The organism is Tatumella terrea, assembly GCF_039523755.1.
Classification (GTDB): Bacteria; Pseudomonadota; Gammaproteobacteria; order Enterobacterales; family Enterobacteriaceae; genus Tatumella; species Tatumella terrea.
Genome location: NZ_BAAAFX010000025.1, coordinates 19318 through 35854, shown reverse-complemented (window position 1 = coordinate 35854; position 16537 = coordinate 19318). Strand labels below are relative to the sequence as shown.

General features: G+C 56.3%; 19 protein-coding genes. 7 read left to right on the top strand and 12 right to left on the bottom strand.

Going from position 1 to position 16537, the window contains the following annotated elements:
* The first annotated feature begins 10 nt into the window (after positions 1-10).
* Positions 11-1039: an S-methyl-5-thioribose-1-phosphate isomerase gene (mtnA, locus tag ABD035_RS16580; RefSeq protein ID WP_343871230.1), complete on the top strand. Its 1029-nt coding sequence runs from the start codon at positions 11-13 to the stop codon at positions 1037-1039.
* A gap of 6 nt (positions 1040-1045) precedes the next feature.
* Here mtnA and ABD035_RS16575 read toward each other — a convergent pair whose 3' ends face one another.
* Together ABD035_RS16575 and mtnC are read right to left on the bottom strand one after the other, a co-directional pair.
* Positions 1046-1588: a 1,2-dihydroxy-3-keto-5-methylthiopentene dioxygenase gene (locus tag ABD035_RS16575; RefSeq protein WP_212714601.1), complete on the bottom strand. Its 543-nt coding sequence runs from the start codon at positions 1586-1588 to the stop codon at positions 1046-1048.
* Position 1589: 1 nt separating this feature from the next.
* Complete coding sequence (gene mtnC, locus ABD035_RS16570; protein WP_212714600.1) at positions 1590-2273, bottom strand: acireductone synthase; 684 nt, start codon at positions 2271-2273, stop codon at positions 1590-1592.
* A gap of 202 nt (positions 2274-2475) precedes the next feature.
* Between mtnC and ABD035_RS16565 the strand changes: the two genes are divergently transcribed.
* Positions 2476-3636 (top strand): pyridoxal phosphate-dependent aminotransferase, encoded by a 1161-nt coding sequence (locus ABD035_RS16565; RefSeq protein ID WP_343871229.1) that lies wholly within the window; start codon positions 2476-2478, stop codon positions 3634-3636.
* Positions 3624-4394 carry an amidohydrolase gene (locus tag ABD035_RS16560; protein ID WP_343871228.1) on the top strand — a complete coding sequence of 257 codons (771 nt, stop codon included), beginning with the start codon at positions 3624-3626 and terminating at the stop codon, positions 4392-4394. The genes ABD035_RS16565 and ABD035_RS16560 overlap by 13 nt, the downstream gene beginning before the upstream one ends.
* 48 nt (positions 4395-4442) lie before the next feature.
* On the opposite strand, the gene uraH is transcribed toward ABD035_RS16560, so the two are convergent.
* The 9 genes from uraH to ABD035_RS16515 form a co-directional block, all read right to left on the bottom strand.
* Entirely contained in the window at positions 4443-4778 is a 336-nt protein-coding gene (gene uraH, locus ABD035_RS16555) for a hydroxyisourate hydrolase (protein ID WP_212714597.1), read from the bottom strand.
* A complete protein-coding gene (gene uraD / locus ABD035_RS16550) occupies positions 4775-5269 on the bottom strand; it encodes a 2-oxo-4-hydroxy-4-carboxy-5-ureidoimidazoline decarboxylase (RefSeq protein WP_343871226.1) in 495 nt (164 codons plus the stop codon). Before uraD ends, uraH begins: the two co-directional genes overlap by 4 nt.
* Positions 5269-6561 carry an allantoate amidohydrolase gene (hpxK, locus tag ABD035_RS16545; RefSeq protein ID WP_343871225.1) on the bottom strand — a complete coding sequence of 431 codons (1293 nt, stop codon included), beginning with the start codon at positions 6559-6561 and terminating at the stop codon, positions 5269-5271. Before hpxK ends, uraD begins: the two co-directional genes overlap by 1 nt.
* Positions 6551-7798, bottom strand: a complete 1248-nt coding sequence (locus ABD035_RS16540; RefSeq protein ID WP_343871224.1) for a pyridoxal-phosphate-dependent aminotransferase family protein — start codon at positions 7796-7798, stop codon at positions 6551-6553. The genes hpxK and ABD035_RS16540 overlap by 11 nt, the downstream gene beginning before the upstream one ends.
* A 23-nt stretch (positions 7799-7821) precedes the next feature.
* Entirely contained in the window at positions 7822-8553 is a 732-nt protein-coding gene (locus ABD035_RS16535) for an amino acid ABC transporter ATP-binding protein (RefSeq protein ID WP_025902327.1), read from the bottom strand.
* Positions 8534-9190 carry an amino acid ABC transporter permease gene (locus ABD035_RS16530; protein WP_212714594.1) on the bottom strand — a complete coding sequence of 219 codons (657 nt, stop codon included), beginning with the start codon at positions 9188-9190 and terminating at the stop codon, positions 8534-8536. The genes ABD035_RS16535 and ABD035_RS16530 overlap by 20 nt, the downstream gene beginning before the upstream one ends.
* A complete protein-coding gene (locus tag ABD035_RS16525; RefSeq protein WP_212714593.1) occupies positions 9187-9855 on the bottom strand; it encodes an amino acid ABC transporter permease in 669 nt (222 codons plus the stop codon). The genes ABD035_RS16530 and ABD035_RS16525 overlap by 4 nt, the downstream gene beginning before the upstream one ends.
* A gap of 9 nt (positions 9856-9864) precedes the next feature.
* On the bottom strand, positions 9865-10650 hold the full coding sequence (locus tag ABD035_RS16520; protein WP_343871221.1) for a transporter substrate-binding domain-containing protein: 786 nt from the start codon (positions 10648-10650) through the stop codon (positions 9865-9867).
* 187 nt (positions 10651-10837) lie between these two features.
* Entirely contained in the window at positions 10838-11677 is an 840-nt protein-coding gene (locus tag ABD035_RS16515) for a MurR/RpiR family transcriptional regulator (protein WP_343871258.1), read from the bottom strand.
* Between the two features lie 137 nt (positions 11678-11814).
* Between ABD035_RS16515 and ABD035_RS16510 the strand changes: the two genes are divergently transcribed.
* Genes ABD035_RS16510 through hpxZ form a run of 4 tightly spaced genes read left to right on the top strand, consistent with a single transcriptional unit; the run spans position 11815 to position 15377 of the window.
* Entirely contained in the window at positions 11815-13401 is a 1587-nt protein-coding gene (locus ABD035_RS16510; RefSeq protein WP_343871219.1) for a gamma-glutamyltransferase family protein, read from the top strand.
* Between the two features lie 10 nt (positions 13402-13411).
* Positions 13412-13597 carry an oxalurate catabolism protein HpxX gene (gene hpxX / locus ABD035_RS16505; protein WP_212714590.1) on the top strand — a complete coding sequence of 62 codons (186 nt, stop codon included), beginning with the start codon at positions 13412-13414 and terminating at the stop codon, positions 13595-13597.
* Positions 13594-14997 carry an AtzE family amidohydrolase gene (locus ABD035_RS16500; protein ID WP_343871218.1) on the top strand — a complete coding sequence of 468 codons (1404 nt, stop codon included), beginning with the start codon at positions 13594-13596 and terminating at the stop codon, positions 14995-14997. Before hpxX ends, ABD035_RS16500 begins: the two co-directional genes overlap by 4 nt.
* Positions 14994-15377, top strand: coding sequence for an oxalurate catabolism protein HpxZ (gene hpxZ / locus ABD035_RS16495; RefSeq protein WP_212714588.1), 384 nt, complete (start codon positions 14994-14996; stop codon positions 15375-15377). Before ABD035_RS16500 ends, hpxZ begins: the two co-directional genes overlap by 4 nt.
* Positions 15378-15416: 39 nt before the next feature.
* On the opposite strand, the gene puuE is transcribed toward hpxZ, so the two are convergent.
* Positions 15417-16367 (bottom strand): allantoinase PuuE, encoded by a 951-nt coding sequence (gene puuE / locus ABD035_RS16490; protein ID WP_212714587.1) that lies wholly within the window; start codon positions 16365-16367, stop codon positions 15417-15419.
* Positions 16368-16537 lie beyond the last annotated feature (170 nt).

The following is a 16537-nucleotide window of genomic DNA, read 5'->3' as shown; positions in this document are numbered from 1 at the left end:
AATAATATTGATGCAAACTCTGCAAACGACCAGCCTGAAAATTACCGATAACCAGCTCTGGATCCTTGACCAGCAGGCCCTTCCGCAACAAAAAAACTGGCTCAGTGCCGGCAATACCGACGCACTTGTCGGCCATATCCATGCCTTACGTGTCAGGGGAGCGCCACTGATTGGCCTTTCGGCTTCACTCCTGCTGGCCCTGCAGGCTGAGCAGGGAATGTCACGAGCCGATCTTCAGGATTCATTACTCACGCTGCGCGCCGCCCGTCCGACGGCCGTGAATCTGATGAATAATCTGGACAGAATGCAGGAAGCGCTGGCGGCAGAAGACTATGTCACCGCACTGGTCCGTGAGGCATTGCGTCTGGTCGATGAAGACAGGCAGCTCTGTGACAATATTGCGCTGGCCGGCACGCCGCTGATCACCGCGGGCAGCCGTATTCTGACGCACTGTAACACCGGGGGGCTGGCAACCGCGGGCGTCGGTACCGCACTCGGAGTAATAACCCGCGGCTGGCAACAGGGGAAAGTGGCCCATGTCTGGGTAGGTGAAACCCGCCCTCTGCTGCAGGGCGGACGTCTGACCGCCTGGGAACTGTCGGAATCCGGCATTCCCTGCCAGCTGATCACCGACAGCATGGCTGCGGCACTGATGGCCGACGGACAGGTCGATGCTATCTGGGTCGGTGCAGACCGGATTGCGGCAAACGGCGATGTAGCCAATAAAATAGGCACTTACAGCCTGGCGGTACTGGCCCGCTATCATGAGATCCCGTTTTACGTGGCAGCCCCGCACACCACTCTGGATCGTCACTGTCCGTCAGGAAAAGATATTCCGATAGAGCAGAGGGCGGCCGGGGAAGTGACCGGTGTCGCAGGGAGTTTCGGGGCCGTACAATGGGCCCCGGAAAACATCCGGGTCCATAATCCGGCCTTCGATGTCACGCCTGCAGCGCTGATCAGTGGCTGGGTACTGGATACGGGGCTTATCACGCCGGAGCAGGTGGCCGAAGGTATTTTCCGGCCACAGACGAACTAAACCTTGTCAGGCGAGGCGGGGATAATTTTCGGCAATCGGATCGCCGGTAAAGCGGGCGATCCAGCCTTCCGGATTATCAAAAATACGGATAGCCGTGAAGTTAGGTTCCGATCCCATATCGAACCAGTGGGCCGTGCCGGCAGGGACCGAGATCAGATCATTTTTCTCACACAGGATCTGATACACCTGTCCGCCCAGATGCAGGCAAAACAACCCCGCCCCTTCGACGAAAAAGCGGACCTCGTCCTCACCGTGGGTGTGCTCCGAAAGAAACTTTTCGCGTAATGCCTGTTTCTCCGGATGACTGGCACGCATGCTGATCACATCCCAGCTCTGGTAACCTTTTTCTGCCACCAGTTTATCAATCGCATGCTGATAGGCTTCAAGCACCGTCTCCGGCGTCGGATCGGCCCCCAGATCACGGTCGGCCGCCCAGCGTTCAAAACGAACATCCTGTTGCGCCAGTTTTTCACGGATCTGCGCTGCATCTTCACTCTGCCAGACCGGCTGGCTGGCGTCCTGATCACTAAAAATCGTTAATGCACTCATTTCAGAAGGTCTCCGGTGTAATCTGTTCAAAACTGCTCACCGCCGGATGCACGCTTTCCGGGTCAGCCTCGCCACGGATCAGCTGAACGGTTTTCCAGCCTGCAGCACGCGCGGCATCCAGCTCCTGATGAATATCCGATAAAAAGAGTAAGGCTTCGCCCGGCAGCCCCAGCTTACCGGCAATATTGCGGTAGGACTGCTCTTCCCGCTTGGCCCCGACATGGGTATCAAAATAGTCGCTGAAGACCCCGGTAATATCCCCGGCATCGCTGTAACCGAACAGCAGTTTCTGTGCAGCCACGGATCCCGAGGAATAGACGCACAGGGTCAGCCCCTGAGTCTGCCATTGTTTCAGGGCCGGTAAGACATCCGGATAGAGGTGTCCGGTAAAACTCCCGTTGACGTAGCCATCCCGCCAGATCATGCCCTGCAGGGCTTTCAGCGCGGTTGATTTACGGTCTTCATCCATAAACCGGTATAACGCTTCGATCAGCTGATCCGTCGTCGCCTCCGGCTGCGCCAGCTCGTGGCGTAAACTCTCCAGCGCCTGAGACACTGCCGGTGCCTGAGCGTTTTCACGGATATAGCTTTCCAGATGCTGACGTGCATAAGGAAACAGCACCTGGTGTACAAAGCGGATATCACTGGTCGTGCCCTCGATATCCGTCACAATTGCTCGAATCATTCTACCTCCGCAGCACAGCTGCCTGATATTTGCAGGAAAAACATTATTATTTCAGGATCTGCCGGCTGTTTTTCTGTTTAGCCATCTAAGTGTCTTGATTGCCAAATATTACCATCCTGTTTATAGTGGCATCAATAAAGGCTTTGGTCACACACACGATTTATCTCTTAATACAGATAGCCGTCGATAAGGCAGAGTAATAATGACGCAGCATACTTTCACTCCCGACAGTAAACTTCCGGCCCTGGGCACCACTATCTTCAGTCAGATGAGTGCTCTGGCACAAGAATATCAGGCAATTAATCTGTCACAAGGCTTCCCTGACTTTGATGGTCCGGAATACCTGCAACAGCAACTAGCCTGGCATGTCAGTCAGGGGGCCAACCAGTATGCGCCAATGACCGGGGTTCAGCCCCTTCGCGAAGCTATCGCTGAAAAAACACAGCGTTGCTATGATTACACGCCGGATGTGAACACCGATATCACCGTCACCGCAGGGGCCACCGAGGCACTGTTTGCGGCCATCACGGCGCTGGTCAGGCCGGGTGATGAAGTGATCTGCTTTGACCCGAGTTATGACAGTTATGCACCTGCCGTGGCACTGTCCGGTGGCGTGCTGAAACGTATTGCCCTTCAGCCCCCGGCCTTTCGCCCTGACTGGCAGGCCTTTTCTGAATTACTGTCTGATAAAACGCGCCTGGTGATCCTCAACACGCCACATAACCCGACCGCAACCGTCTGGCAGGCTGCCGATTTTGATGCACTCTGGCAGGCTATCGGCCAGCAGGAAACCTATGTCCTGAGTGATGAAGTCTATGAACACATCTGTTTTGCTGAGGGAGGACATTTCAGTATTCTGCAGCATCCGCAATTGCGCGAGCGAGGGGTTGCCGTTTCCTCCTTCGGAAAAACGTATCATATGACCGGCTGGAAAGTGGGTTACTGTGTGGCACCGGCGGCGATCTCTGCCGAAATCCGTAAGGTTCACCAGTACCTGACCTTTGCCGTCAATACCCCGGCACAGCTGGCGCTGGCAGATATGCTGCGTAAAGAACCGGAGCATTATCTCGATCTGCCGGCATTCTACCGGCAACGTCGTGACTTCCTGATCAATGCCTTACAGGAGAGCCGTTTCCGGGTCCTGCCTTGTGAAGGCACCTACTTCCTGTTACTGGATTACAGTGCAATTTCAGATCTGGATGATGTCAGCTTCTGTCAGTGGCTGACCAAAGAAGTCGGTGTGGCAGCGATCCCGTTGTCCGTGTTTTGTGACGGTGAGTTTCCGCATAAACTGATCCGTCTCTGTTTTGCGAAACAGGAGCCGACTCTGCAGGCTGCCGCGGAGCGCTTATGCCGGATTTAAAGATTAGCCTGCTTCAGCAGCCTCTGGTCTGGATGGACGGGGAGGCCAATTTACGTCATTTCGGGCAGGTACTGGAGACCGTTCCTGACAGTGATCTGATCCTGTTACCGGAGATGTTTACCACCGGTTTTGCGATGGAGGCCGCCCGGTCTTCTCTGCCGGAATCCGTCGTCATTGAATGGCTGGCGGCTCAGGCGAAAAAGTATGACGCACTGGCCGGTGGCAGTGTGGCACTGCAAACGGATCAGGGCGCGGTCAACCGCTTTCTGCTGGTCACCCCCGCAGGAGACATCCATCGTTACGATAAACGCCATCTGTTCAGAATGGGTGAAGAGCATCACCATTACGAGGCGGGCCGTGAGCGGGTCATTATCGAATGGCGGGGATGGCGAATTCTTCCGCAGATCTGCTATGACCTGCGCTTTCCGGTCTTTTCGCGTAACCGGAATGATTACGACCTGGCGCTGTATATCGCCAGCTGGCCTGCGGCACGCAGCGCACACTGGCAGGCACTCCTGCTGGCCAGAGCGATTGAAAACCAGACGTATATCGCGGGATGTAATCGCGTCGGCCAGGACGCTAACGCATTGAGCTACAGTGGTGATAGCCGCATTATCAGTCCGACCGGCGAACTGCTGGCGACCGCAGCTGCCGATACGCCGGAAGTGATCTCAGCCACACTCTCTCTGCAGGAACTTCAGGCTTACCGTCAGCGCTTCCCGGCCTGGCGTGATGCGGACAGCTTTACGCTGGAATAACCGCCATGATGGCGGGCGGTGTAACCGTCCGCCATCACCGCCGCCGGGTTAACTTCCCCGATAGGTCGACCAGGACCAGGGGGTGATCAGAAACGGCAGATGGTAGTGACTGCCGGCTTCCGGGATCACAAAATCGATCTGCGCCGTCAGATACAGCGACTGCCGCCCGGATATTGCAAAATAATCCCCGATTTCCGCCGTCAGCCGGTAATGACCAGGAGTCACCGGTTCCGGTGTCAGGGTTTTCAGACGCCCGTCATCGTCCGTCTTACCCTGCGCCAGTTCAGCCCAGCCTTCTGTCGATTGCTGCTCCAGCGTAATGCGGACGTCACGGGCAGGTTTACCCAGCGCCGTATCCAGAATATGTGTGGTGATGGTACTCATGACAATACCTCCTGTAATCGCAATAACGTGATTTCACGCAATTGCGCCAGGGTCTCCCCCAGCTCTTCACGGTCATCATTATGCAAACGCCGGCGGAGTTGCTCCAGAATCTCCTGTGGCATACGCCCTTTGGCACGGATCAGGAAAATCCGGCCAAAACGTGCTTCGTAAGCCTGATTCCCCTCGGCTATTGCCTGCCGGACCTGACTGTCAGCCGTCAGTACCGCCGCCTGTTCACTGCGGGAAGCCTGCTGATGTGCCCGCTGCCCTGAGGCTCTTTCACCAATCCGCGGGTGGGCACTGAATGCCTGCGCTAATTCAGTCTGCTGCCACTGCCGGGATAAACCATCCGCATAGTCCAGCGCCTGTTGTACCGACAGGAAAGGACGCGCAGCCACCAGTTGCTGTTGCCACGCAGGAATAGCCACACAGCTTTCGATCGCCGCCCTCGCCTCTGCAGGCGGCAGCTGATTAAACTGTTCGATATCCATCAGACGTTCTCCGCATTACGTGAGTTCACGCTACCGGCCGACTCCGCCACCTTAATAATAGCCTGTAAATAGGCCTGTATCGCCAGCGACACATCCGCCGTGGTCACTGATTCCGCCGGATGATGGCTAATCCCCCCGGCACAACGGACGAATAACATCGCCACTGGCCAGCATTCCGCGATAGCAATGGCATCATGTCCGGCTCCGCTGGGTAACAGGAGCGACTGCCCCTGAACCTCAGTGACCGCTTCACTGAAAGCATTACGCAGTGCCGGATCGCAGGTCGTTGCCTGAATGCCATAATACTCTTCTGCACGAAAGGACAGCCCGCGCCGTGCCGCAATCTGATCAGCTTCCTGCAACAGCGTGGCCAGCAGTTTTGCCAGCGGGTCATCTTCCGGCCCGCGAATATCCAGAGAAAGCCTGACCTCGCCCGGGATCACATTGACCGCTCCCGGTTCACAGGTCAGGGTCCCGACCGTTGCGACTAATAACGGGTCGGCCTCGCACGTAGCCTTTTCAATAAAGACCATCCACTCCGCCGCTGCGGCCAGGGCATCTTTCCGGTGGGTCATCGGCACCGTACCGGCATGGCCCGCCATTCCGGTAAAGGAGCAGTTCAGACGTCGTGCGCCGTTGATCGCAGTCACCACCCCCAGCGCCAGTCCGGCCTGTTCCAGACAGGGACCCTGTTCGATATGTAATTCAAGGTAAGCGATAAACGCGTCCCGGCGCCTGGCGGCCCGGGCAATATTCTCCGCCTGCAGGCCGACAGACTGCATCGCCTGCGCGACGGTGATCCCTTCTCCGTCGGGTTGTGCCGGCCAGCACGCGGGCCAGCGTCCGGTGATGCCTTTACTGCCCAGCAACGTGATCCCGAAACGTGTCCCTTCTTCATCGGCAAAGCCGATAATCTCGATAGCGACCGGCAGGCGGATTTGCTGCGCATTCAGCCAGCTGACGGTTTCTATCGCCGTCAGTACGCCCAGCGGGCCGTCGTATTTTCCCGCATTACGCACGCTGTCCAGATGAGAGCCCAGTAAGATGGCGGGGGCATCCGGTGTCTGCGCTTCGTAACGCCCGCAAATATTCCCGACCTCATCCTGCCAGACGTTCATACCGGCTTCTTTCATCCACTGACCGGTCAGATGATTAGCCCGGAGATGTTCAGCCGAGAGATACACCCGGGTCAGCTGCCCTTCGGTTTCACTGATCATCGCCAGAGAATCACAGCGGGCCATCGCCCGCTCTCCGGCCTGTTGCGCCTGCAGGACGCTCATTTTATTCTGCATGAGGTGCTTCCGTCAGATAGTGATCCCACGCGGCCTGCATCGCGGCCCCCTGACGGGTGATAAAGCCGAGGCGATTCAGCACCGCTTCCAGCGCCGTCAGGGTTTGCAGAACGCACTGCTTACGCGCGTTATATCCCATGGTGCCGATACGCCAGACTTTGCCATGCAACGGTCCGAATGAGGTGCCTATCTCGATCCCGAAGTCGTTCAGCATCATGCTTCGCACCTGATCGCCATTGACCTGTGCAGGGATCATGACGCCCAGCACATTATTCATTTTATGACGGACATCGCCAAAGACCGTCAGCCCCATGGCCCGGATCCCTTGCAGCATCGCATCACCATGCAGCTTATGCCGGGCAATCCCTTCGCTGATCCCTTCCTGCAGAAGGATCCGCGCACATTCGCGGGCGGCAAACAATGCACTGGTCGCTTCCGTATGATGGTTCAACCGTTCTGCCCCCCAGTAATCCATGATCATGCCAAGATCGAAATAGTTGGAATAGATCATTTCATCCTCTCCGTCCTGGTGAGCGTCCGTCCGGATCCCCTGCTCAACACGCTTGCGCCGTCTGATCACCTCTTCCATTTGTGCGCTGAGAGTCACCGGGGACGTGCCCGAAGGCCCGCCCAGGCATTTCTGCATCCCGGCCGACACCGCATCCAGCCCCCAGGCATCCGTTTCCAGCGCATTTCCACCCAGCGAGGCGGTCGCATCCGTATAGAACAACACACCATAACGCCGACAGATCTCACCGAGTTCCGCCAGCGGCTGTAACATCGTGGTCGATGTGTCACCCTGGACCGTCAGTAACAGACGCGGTTTAATGCGGCGGATGGCATCTTCAATCTGATCTGCCGTGAACACCTCTCCCCACGGGACGTCAATGGTATGTACTTCTGCACGGCAGCGGTGGGCGATTTCACACAACAGGTGTCCGAAACGCCCGAACACAGGCACCAGCACTTTGTCGCCAGGTTTAATGGCGGATAACAGAATCGCTTCAATTCCGGCACGCGACGTCCCGTTAACCAGCAGTGTCCACTGGTTTTGAGTGCAAAAGACCCCACGGTACAGCGCCATCACCTCATTCATGTAACCGGTCATGGCGGGATCGTATTGTCCGATCAGCTGACTGGACATCGCCCGCAGTACCCGTGGGTCGGCATTGATTGGACCGGGGCCCATCAGTAATCGTTGAGGCGGATTGATGGAAGAAATCTGACTGAGATCCATAATGCGTTCCTTAAAAGAAGTGATTACAAACGAACCGTAGAGATAAACTGTTTAAGTTCTGCTGTCTGCGGATGCGTAAAGAAGGTTTTGCTGTCCCCCTGCTCGCGGACTTTCCCCTGATGCATAAACACCACCCGATCCCCGACTTCTCTCGCAAAGTTCATTTCATGGGTCACCAGGATCAGGGTCATGCCATCAGCAGCCAGTTGTTCCAGCACCCGTAACACCTCCCCGACCAGTTCGGGATCCAGCGCTGAAGTAATTTCGTCACACAGCAGCACCTTCGGTTGCATCGCCAGTGCTCTGGCAATAGCAACACGCTGCTGTTGCCCGCCGGAAAGGCTGGCGGGGGAATAGTTCAGCCGCTCTCCCAGCCCGACCTTCTCCAGCATACGGGCGGCCAGATCGCGGCTTTCCGCACGACTCTTTTTCAGCACCAGTCGCGGAGCCAGCATGACATTTTCCAGCGCTGTCATATGGGGGAACAGGTTAAAGCTCTGGAAAACCATACCAATGGACTGGCTGATGGTTTTGGCCTGACTGTCACTGGAGGTGATCGTCATGCCGCCCAGTTTAATACTGCCTTCCTGATAGCTCTCAAGGCCGTTAATACAGCGTAACAAGGTGCTTTTTCCTGAACCGCTACGCCCGATGATAGAGACCACTTCACCGGCATCAATATCGAGATCGATCCCTTTCAGAACATGGTTATCACCGTAGAATTTCTGCATCTGATTAATGGTGATGAGAGGCATCGAATTTCTTCTCCAGATAGAGGCTGTAACGGGACAGCGGATAACACAAAATAAAATACCCCAGGGCGACCAAAGCAAAGACCCTGAACGGCTCAAAAGTGACGTTAGTCAGCATGGTGCCGGCTTTGGTCAGTTCGACGAAGCCGATAATAGAAGCCAGTGCGGTACCTTTAATGACCTGCACCGCGAACCCGACGGTGGGTGCCAGCGCCACGCGGAATGCCTGAGGAACCACGACATGGATAAGCGTTTGCGTAAAAGTGAGTCCGACACAACGGGAGGCTTCCCACTGTCCTTTCGGTAGCGAACGGATACTGCCGTACCAGATATCCAGCAGAAATGCACTGGTATACAGGGTCAGTGCCACGGACGCCGCCGTCCAGGGGGAGACATCGATCCCGAATAACGCCACGCCGAAAAATGCCAGGAAGAGCTGCATCAGCAACGGGGTTCCCTGAAACAGTCCGCAATAGGCACGCACCAGCAGGTGCAGCACACGGAACCGGCTCAGACGCATCAGCAACAGAGGGATCGTGGTCAGCGTGCCGCCGAAAAAAGCCACCAGCGATAACAGGATTGTCCAGCGCCCGGCGAGCAGTAAATTGCGGACAATGTCCCAGTCAGTAAATGTCATCATTTTGCGGAGACTCCCAGCCAGCGGCGACCGATCAACATTAAGAGCTGACGCATGGCAATGGACAGCAACAGATAAATCGCTGTGGTGACCAGATAAACCTCAAAACTCAGAAAGGTGCGCGACTGAATAAGGCTGCTCTGAAAGGTCAGTTCCTGATAAGAAACCTGAGAAACGACCGACGACCCCAGCATCACGATAATGCATTGCCCAACCAGCGACGGATAAATACGTTGTAATGCCGGAGGCAGGATGACCCGTAAAAAGGTCTGCAGCCGCGTCAGGCCCAGCACCCGGCAGGCTTCCCATTGTCCTTTCGGAGTGACCTGGATCCCTGCACGAATAATTTCCGTACTGTAGGCCCCGAGGTTAATGATCATGGTTAACAATGCGGCTTCCCCGGCCGTCAGACGAAAACCGATATTTGGCAGGCCGAACACAATAAAGAATAACTGGACCATAAACGGGGTATTGCGGATCACCGCCACATACCCTCCCCACAGGCGGCTAAGCAGGGTGGTTTTACCGCTACGGATCGCCGCCCCCAGGATCCCCAGGCCCACGCCTCCCAGGGTGGCGAGTACACTCAGCTGAAGGGTGACCCACAACCCGGAGAGTAATTCCTGCCGGTATGGCCAGAGGGCCGGAAAATCGAGATGTCCTGTCATAAACGAATCTTAGCTCCCCAGGCTGGCCGGCAGAGGAGCTTTCATCCAGGTTTCAGACATCTTATTCAGGGTACCGTCTTTAATACCCTCGCCAATCAGCGTATTAACTTCATTTTTCAGGGCAGGCTCATCTTTTTTCAGACCAATAAAGCAGGGAGAATCTTTCAGGGTAAACTGAGAGGTCAGGGCTGCTGACGGGTGTTCACGGTTAATCGCCGCCACAACGAGGTTGCCGGTCGCCACATACTGAACCTGACCGGAGAGATAAGCAGACAACGTGGTATTGTTATCTTCATAACGCCGGAGGGTGGCATCTTTAGGCGCAATCGCCGTCAGTACCATATCTTCAACGGCACCACGGGTGACACCGATAGTCTTACCACTCAGTGCCGCCGGGTCCTTCAGTTGCTGTCCTTTCGGACCAAACACCCCCAGGAAAAACGGGGCATAAGCGCGGCTGAAATCGATGACTTTTTCACGCTCTGCATTTTTCCCGAGGCTCGAAATGACCAGGTCGACTTTATTGGTTTGCAGGTATGCCACCCGGTTAGCACTGCTGACCGGCACCAGCTGTAACTTTAGTTTCATTTGCTTCGCGAGGTACCCGGCCATATCAATGTCATAGCCTTCCGGCTGGAGATCGGTGCCGACCGATCCAAACGGAGGAAAATCCTGTGGCACGGCTACCCGCAGAACCCCCCGTTTCTGGATATCCTGCAATTGATCTGCGAGTACTGCGGTGCTCTGGGCTGCCAGTAATGCGACTCCCGCGAAAACCATTAATAACTTTTTCATATTTTCCCCTGAACGGTCATGAAACAAAAGATTCTTTAATCTCAATAACTGCAACTAATGTGCCAATCACACACGCCGGGGAAAAGTCAGGAAATAACCGTATTAAAGAAGAATTCTCGCGGAGGGTATTCACAGGTGCGCAAAAACTGCGCACCGTAATAATGCAAAGCACCAGCATGGTGCCCCGTCATCGACGTTCCAGCTCCTCAAGTTGCTGATAAAGATCGGCTATCTGATGAATACGCTGACGCCCGCTGGCCAGTAGTTCGTGCAGCAGGGCATTCGACAGTAGATTAATCAGACTCATGGCGGCGCTGTAACTGTCAAACGCCGACACACTTTCCAGAGGACAGACCAGGTGCCAGTCCACCAGCGCCTGCAGAGATCCCACATTCGGCTCACTGATCATCAGTACCGGGACGGACTGACGCTGTAGCTGTTCCAGTAATGACCGGATAATGGCCGGACGCCGGCGAAAGGCTACCACCACCACCAGGTCTTCCGGCGCCAGGTCGACCAGTTCTTCAGATAACGTTTGCCCGGGCGTCGGTAACAGTTGTACCTGCCCGCGAACCTGCATCAGCTGTAACCGCAGGTGCATCGCCACCGGATAGGCATTACGCAGACCGAAAACAGCGACCCGACGGGCACGGCTTAATGCGTCAATGATGCGGGTAAACTGCTGTGCATCCAGCGTGCCGGACCAGTGCGCCAGGTTAGCCAGTTCCTGCTTATAGTGTCTGGCCAGCAGCGTATTGCCCTGCACCGCATCGCGGTTATCCGTTAACGGCATACCTGTCTGGCGAAGGGTGCGCAGCTCATCGTGCATATCTTTATATTTTTCATACCCCAGACGCTTAAACAGGCGACTGACGGTGGCTTTCGATACCCCGCTAAGACGTGCCAGTTCAGCACTGTTGTAACTGATCACATCATCAAAATGATCGATCACAAAATCAGCAACCCGCCTCTCCTGAGGTGAAAGCTGGTCATAATGGCCTTCCAGCCGTTGGTCCAGTGGTTTCATCATCCCTCCTGCAACATTCGTTACAGCAGAAGCTAGCATAATTCGATCCATTGTTACGTCCCGGCACAAAAAAACCAGAAACGGAACAAAAATTGCTAGGTAGACGGTATCACTGTAAGACCCGTTCTGAGGAAGAGATGATACAAAGCAATATTGCGCCTAACGGTATGGCGGTAACCCCGCACCATCTGGCCAGTGAAAGTGCCTTAGCCGTGCTGCGAAAAGGAGGCAACGCCATCGAAGCGATGGTCGCCGCCGCCGCCACTATCGCGGTAGTTTATCCGCATATGAATGGTCTGGGCGGTGACAGTTTCTGGCTGATTGTGCCCCCGGAAGGTGAACCGATCACCATTGATGCGAGCGGTGCTGCAGGCAGCCTGGCAAATCACGAGTTTTATCAGGGGATGGACCGTATCCCTTACCGCGGGCCGAAAGCGGCCCTGACGGTCGCTGGCACCGTCAGTGGCTGGCAGGAAGCCCTGACAGTGTCAGAGACGCTGGGTTATGCACCGGCGAGTGTGGCTGAATTACTGGACGACGCCATTCATTACGCGGCTTCGGGTATGCCGGTATCCGGATCTCAGTCGGCGGCCAGTGCCGCGAAACAGCAGGAGTTGCAGAATCAGCCCGGGTTTGCAGATATTTATCTCCCCGGGGGACAGGCACCCGACGCCGGCAGCCGCTTTACCCAGCCTGCGCTGGCAGATACCCTGAAAACGCTGGCCTCTGAAGGACTGGATAGCTTTTACCGGGGGGCACTGGCCCGCCGGATCGCTCGCGGAATGGAATCACTGGGGATGCCGGTTACCTTGAATGATCTGCAGGCGCATCATGCAAAACAGAAAGCCCCGCTGTATTTAAATCATAGCGCGGGTACCCTCTACAATCTGGCCCCGCCGACGCAGGGGCTGGTTTCACTGGCGATTAACGGGATCACCGACAGGCTCGGCCTGCCGGAGGCCGGTGAAGTCGATACCATTCATCGTATCGTTGAAGCCACCCGGCAGGCCTTTACGCTTCGGGATCACTGGCTGACCGACCCGCGGGAAATGCAGACAGAAGCACAGGACCTGCTGTCAGCAGAGATGCTGGACAGCTTAGCCTCGGCGATAGATCTGCAGCACGCGGCTGCCGATGCGGGACAGCGCGATCCCGGAGATACCGTATGGATGGGGGTTATCGATAAAGACGGTATGGCCGTCTCCTTTATCCAGAGCATTTACCACGAATTTGGCAGCGGTGTGGTGATCCCTGATACCGGGATCCTGTGGCAGAACCGCGGTGCCGCGTTTACGCTGCAAAAGGATCACCTGCTGACCCTGGCGCCGGGTAAACAACCCTTTCATACCCTGAACCCGGCTGCGGCCCGTCTGAAAGACGGCCGCGTGATGGTCTACGGCTCCATGGGTGGCGATGGCCAGCCGCAAACCCAGGCAACGCTGTTCACCCGCTATGTCCTGCAGAACCAGCCTTTACAGCAAACAATTACCGCACCGCGCTGGTTGCTGGGCCGCACCTGGGGAGATTCGTCTGAGTCTCTTAAACTGGAAAGCCGTTTCAGTCACGACACCGTTGATGCACTGAAAAAAATGGGCCACGACGTCGAATTACTCAGCGATTTCAGTGAAGCCACCGGCCATGCCGGTGCCATTGTCCGCCATGTGAATGGCATGCTTGAAGGTGCATCCGATCCACGCAGTAACGGCAGTGCTGCCGGCTTCTGAGGAGAAAACTATGACACAATCCGATACCTGGTCAGCCTATCTGACCCTGATGGAGCAAATTCTTGACCTGACACTGACCGACGAACGCAGGGCTGAACTGCTGGTACAGCTCACCCGTATTGCCGGTATGGCTCAGCCCTTAATGGACTACCCGCTGGATGACCGTCTGGAAGTTGGCGGGGTTTATACGTTATGACACTCAACGGATTAAACATCACTGAACTCCGTCAGGCCCGGTTGCGTGGTGAACTAAGTGCTACCGATATTGCCCGGCAGACATTACAGTCCATCGCCACCTTCAATCCGCAACTGAATGCCTGGACCGAGGTCACCGGAGAGCGCATGTTGCGGGAAGCCGCCGCCGTAGATAAACAGTTTATGGCAGGTCAGCCAGGCAGTCCGCTGGCGGGGATCCCTTATGCGGTAAAGAACCTGTTCGATGTTAAAGGCTACGCAACCGTGGCCGGGGCGAAACTGTTTTGCAACCGTCCGCCGGCGACGGCCGATGCCACGGCCGTCACCAGGTTACACCAGTCGGGCGCCCTGCTTTCCGGCATGCTGAATATGGATGCCTATGCGTACGGTTTTACCACCGAAAACACGCATTACGGTCCTTGCCATAACCCGAGAGATTTACAGCGTATTGCCGGCGGTTCCTCCGGAGGGTCCGCTGCCGCCGTGGCCGCCGGCCTGGTCCCTTTCGCCCTCGGCTCTGACACCAATGGTTCGATACGGGTGCCCGCTGCGCTCTGTGGTATCTTCGGACTGAAACCGACCTTCGGCCGGCTATCCCGCCACGGTACTCATCCTTTTGTCGGCAGCCTCGATCATATCGGTCCCTTTGCCCGGACCGTCGACGATCTGGCTCTGGTTTATGACCAGTTGCAGGGCCATGATCCGCAGGATGCATTTCAGTCCGCACGTCCCGCTGACGCCGCAACACCGGCACTGACTCAGTCCGTGTCCGGGTTACGGGTCGGTGTTCTGGGCGGTTATTTCTCTCAATGGTGTGATGATGAGGCCCGGGGGGCCGTCGCCACCGTCGCGCGGGCATTGAATGCCACAGAAGCGACGGAACTTCCCGGGGCGGAACTGGCCAGGCAGGCCGCCTTTATCCTGACTGCCTGTGAGGGGGGTAACCAGTATCTGCCGGCCTTGCGGCAGTCGCCGGAACTGTTTGAACCTCACTCACGTGAGCGTCTGCTGGCCGGTGCAATGCTTCCCGCCAGCTGGTATGTGCAGGCCCAGCGTTTCCGCCGTCACTTCCGTGATCAGGTGCTGCCATTATTCGATAATGTGGACATTTTACTGGCTCCGGCGACCCCCTGCAGTGCAACCGTCATTAATCAGGATACGATGCGGATAAATCATCAGGACCTGCCGGTCCGGGCCAGTATGGGGATGCTGACGCAGCCCATCTCCTTCCTTGGCTTACCGGTGTGTACCGTGCCACTGGCCGCAGCAAACGGCCTCTCTGTCGGGGTACAGATTATTGCCGCGCCGTTTAAAGAAGCGGTCGCCCTCCGCGCAGCGCGTGCCCTGGAACAGATGAATATTACCCTGCCGCCCTTTTCATTAATGGATTCTCATGCATGAATACACCGGTCATTAACCAGCCCGATGTGCTGGAAGAAGTCACCAGGCAGTTCTGTCGCTACGAAAAAGCCCTGACGACCAATGATATCAAAGTGCTGGATGAATTATTCTGGCACAGTCCCCATACCGTCCGCCTGGGTGCCGGCGAGAATTTGTACGGCATCGAACAGATCCAGGCATTCCGTGCCGGCAGGCCTTCAGCTAACCTGGAGCGGGTACTGCAGAACACGGTGATCACGACCTATGGCGATGATTTTGCGGTCTGCAGTACAGAGTTCACCCGCAGCACGACCGATAAAATCGGCCGGCAACAGCAAAGCTGGGTGCGATTCCCCGAAGGCTGGCGGATAGTGGCGGCTCAGGTGAGCCTGATGTCGTGATATTGGGTCACTGTCCCGGCCGGGACAGTGACCCGACGGTTAAGGTGCAGGGTGATGGGTCGTCCAGTGCTCTGCGATCTGCTGGCGGGTACAGACCCAGACATCCGGAAAGTCTGCGATATAATCAAGAAACTTCTGCAGGGCACGGAAGCGCCCCGGCCGGCCAAGAATACGGCAGTGCATACCAATCGACATCATTTTAGGCGTGGTCGCGCCTTCCTCATACAGCACATCGAAACTGTCCCGCAGATAGGTAAAGAAATGCTCTGCGGTATTAAACCCCTGCGGCGTGCAGAACCGCATATCATTACATTCCAGAGTGTAAGGGATCACCAGATGCTGGCGGGTTTCTCCGCTGCTGCACGTGACCGGGGTCCAGAAAGGTAAATCATCCCCGTAGTTATCACTGTCATAATGAAAGCCGCCTTGTTCCACCAGCAGGCGCCGGGTGTTCGGGCTGTCACGCCCGGTATACCAGCCTGTCGGCCGCTGACCGAATAACTCTGTCAGCACCTCAATGGCCTGCTGCATATGCTGTCGCTCCTGTTCCGGCGACATATCCTGATAGTGGATCCACCGCCAGCCGTGGCTGACCACGTCAAAATCCGCCGCTTTTATGGCTGAGACGATTTCAGGGTGACGGGCCAGCGCCATCGCCACCCCGAATACCGTCAATGGCAGACCACGTCTGACAAACTCCCCGTGAATACGCCAGAACCCGGCCCGGGAGCCATATTCATACAGCGAATCCATCGACATGTGCTGAGAGGGATAACTGGCTGCGCCAATAATATCTGACAGGAACTGCTCTGATCCCGCATCGCCATGCCAGATATGGTTCTCGGCGCCCTCTTCATAGTTAAGGACGAACTGAACCGCTATCTTCGCACCACCAGGCCAGGCCGCCTTTGGCGGAGTACCGGCGTAGCCTTTCAGGTCGCGCGGGTAATGTTCTGCCAGACCATATTGCTGGCAAGGGCTCTTTTTCATCGTGGCTCTCCTGAATCAGGGGGAGCTGGCCTCCCCTGCTAATTAATCAGCTATTCCGATGCAATCCTTGTGCCAGAGCACGTTATTCTCAACGATAGTCCCTCAGGTCGCCTTCCCTGCCTTTCAGTGAAGACCGCAGACGTGGCATACTTTCTGACGCAACGTAAATC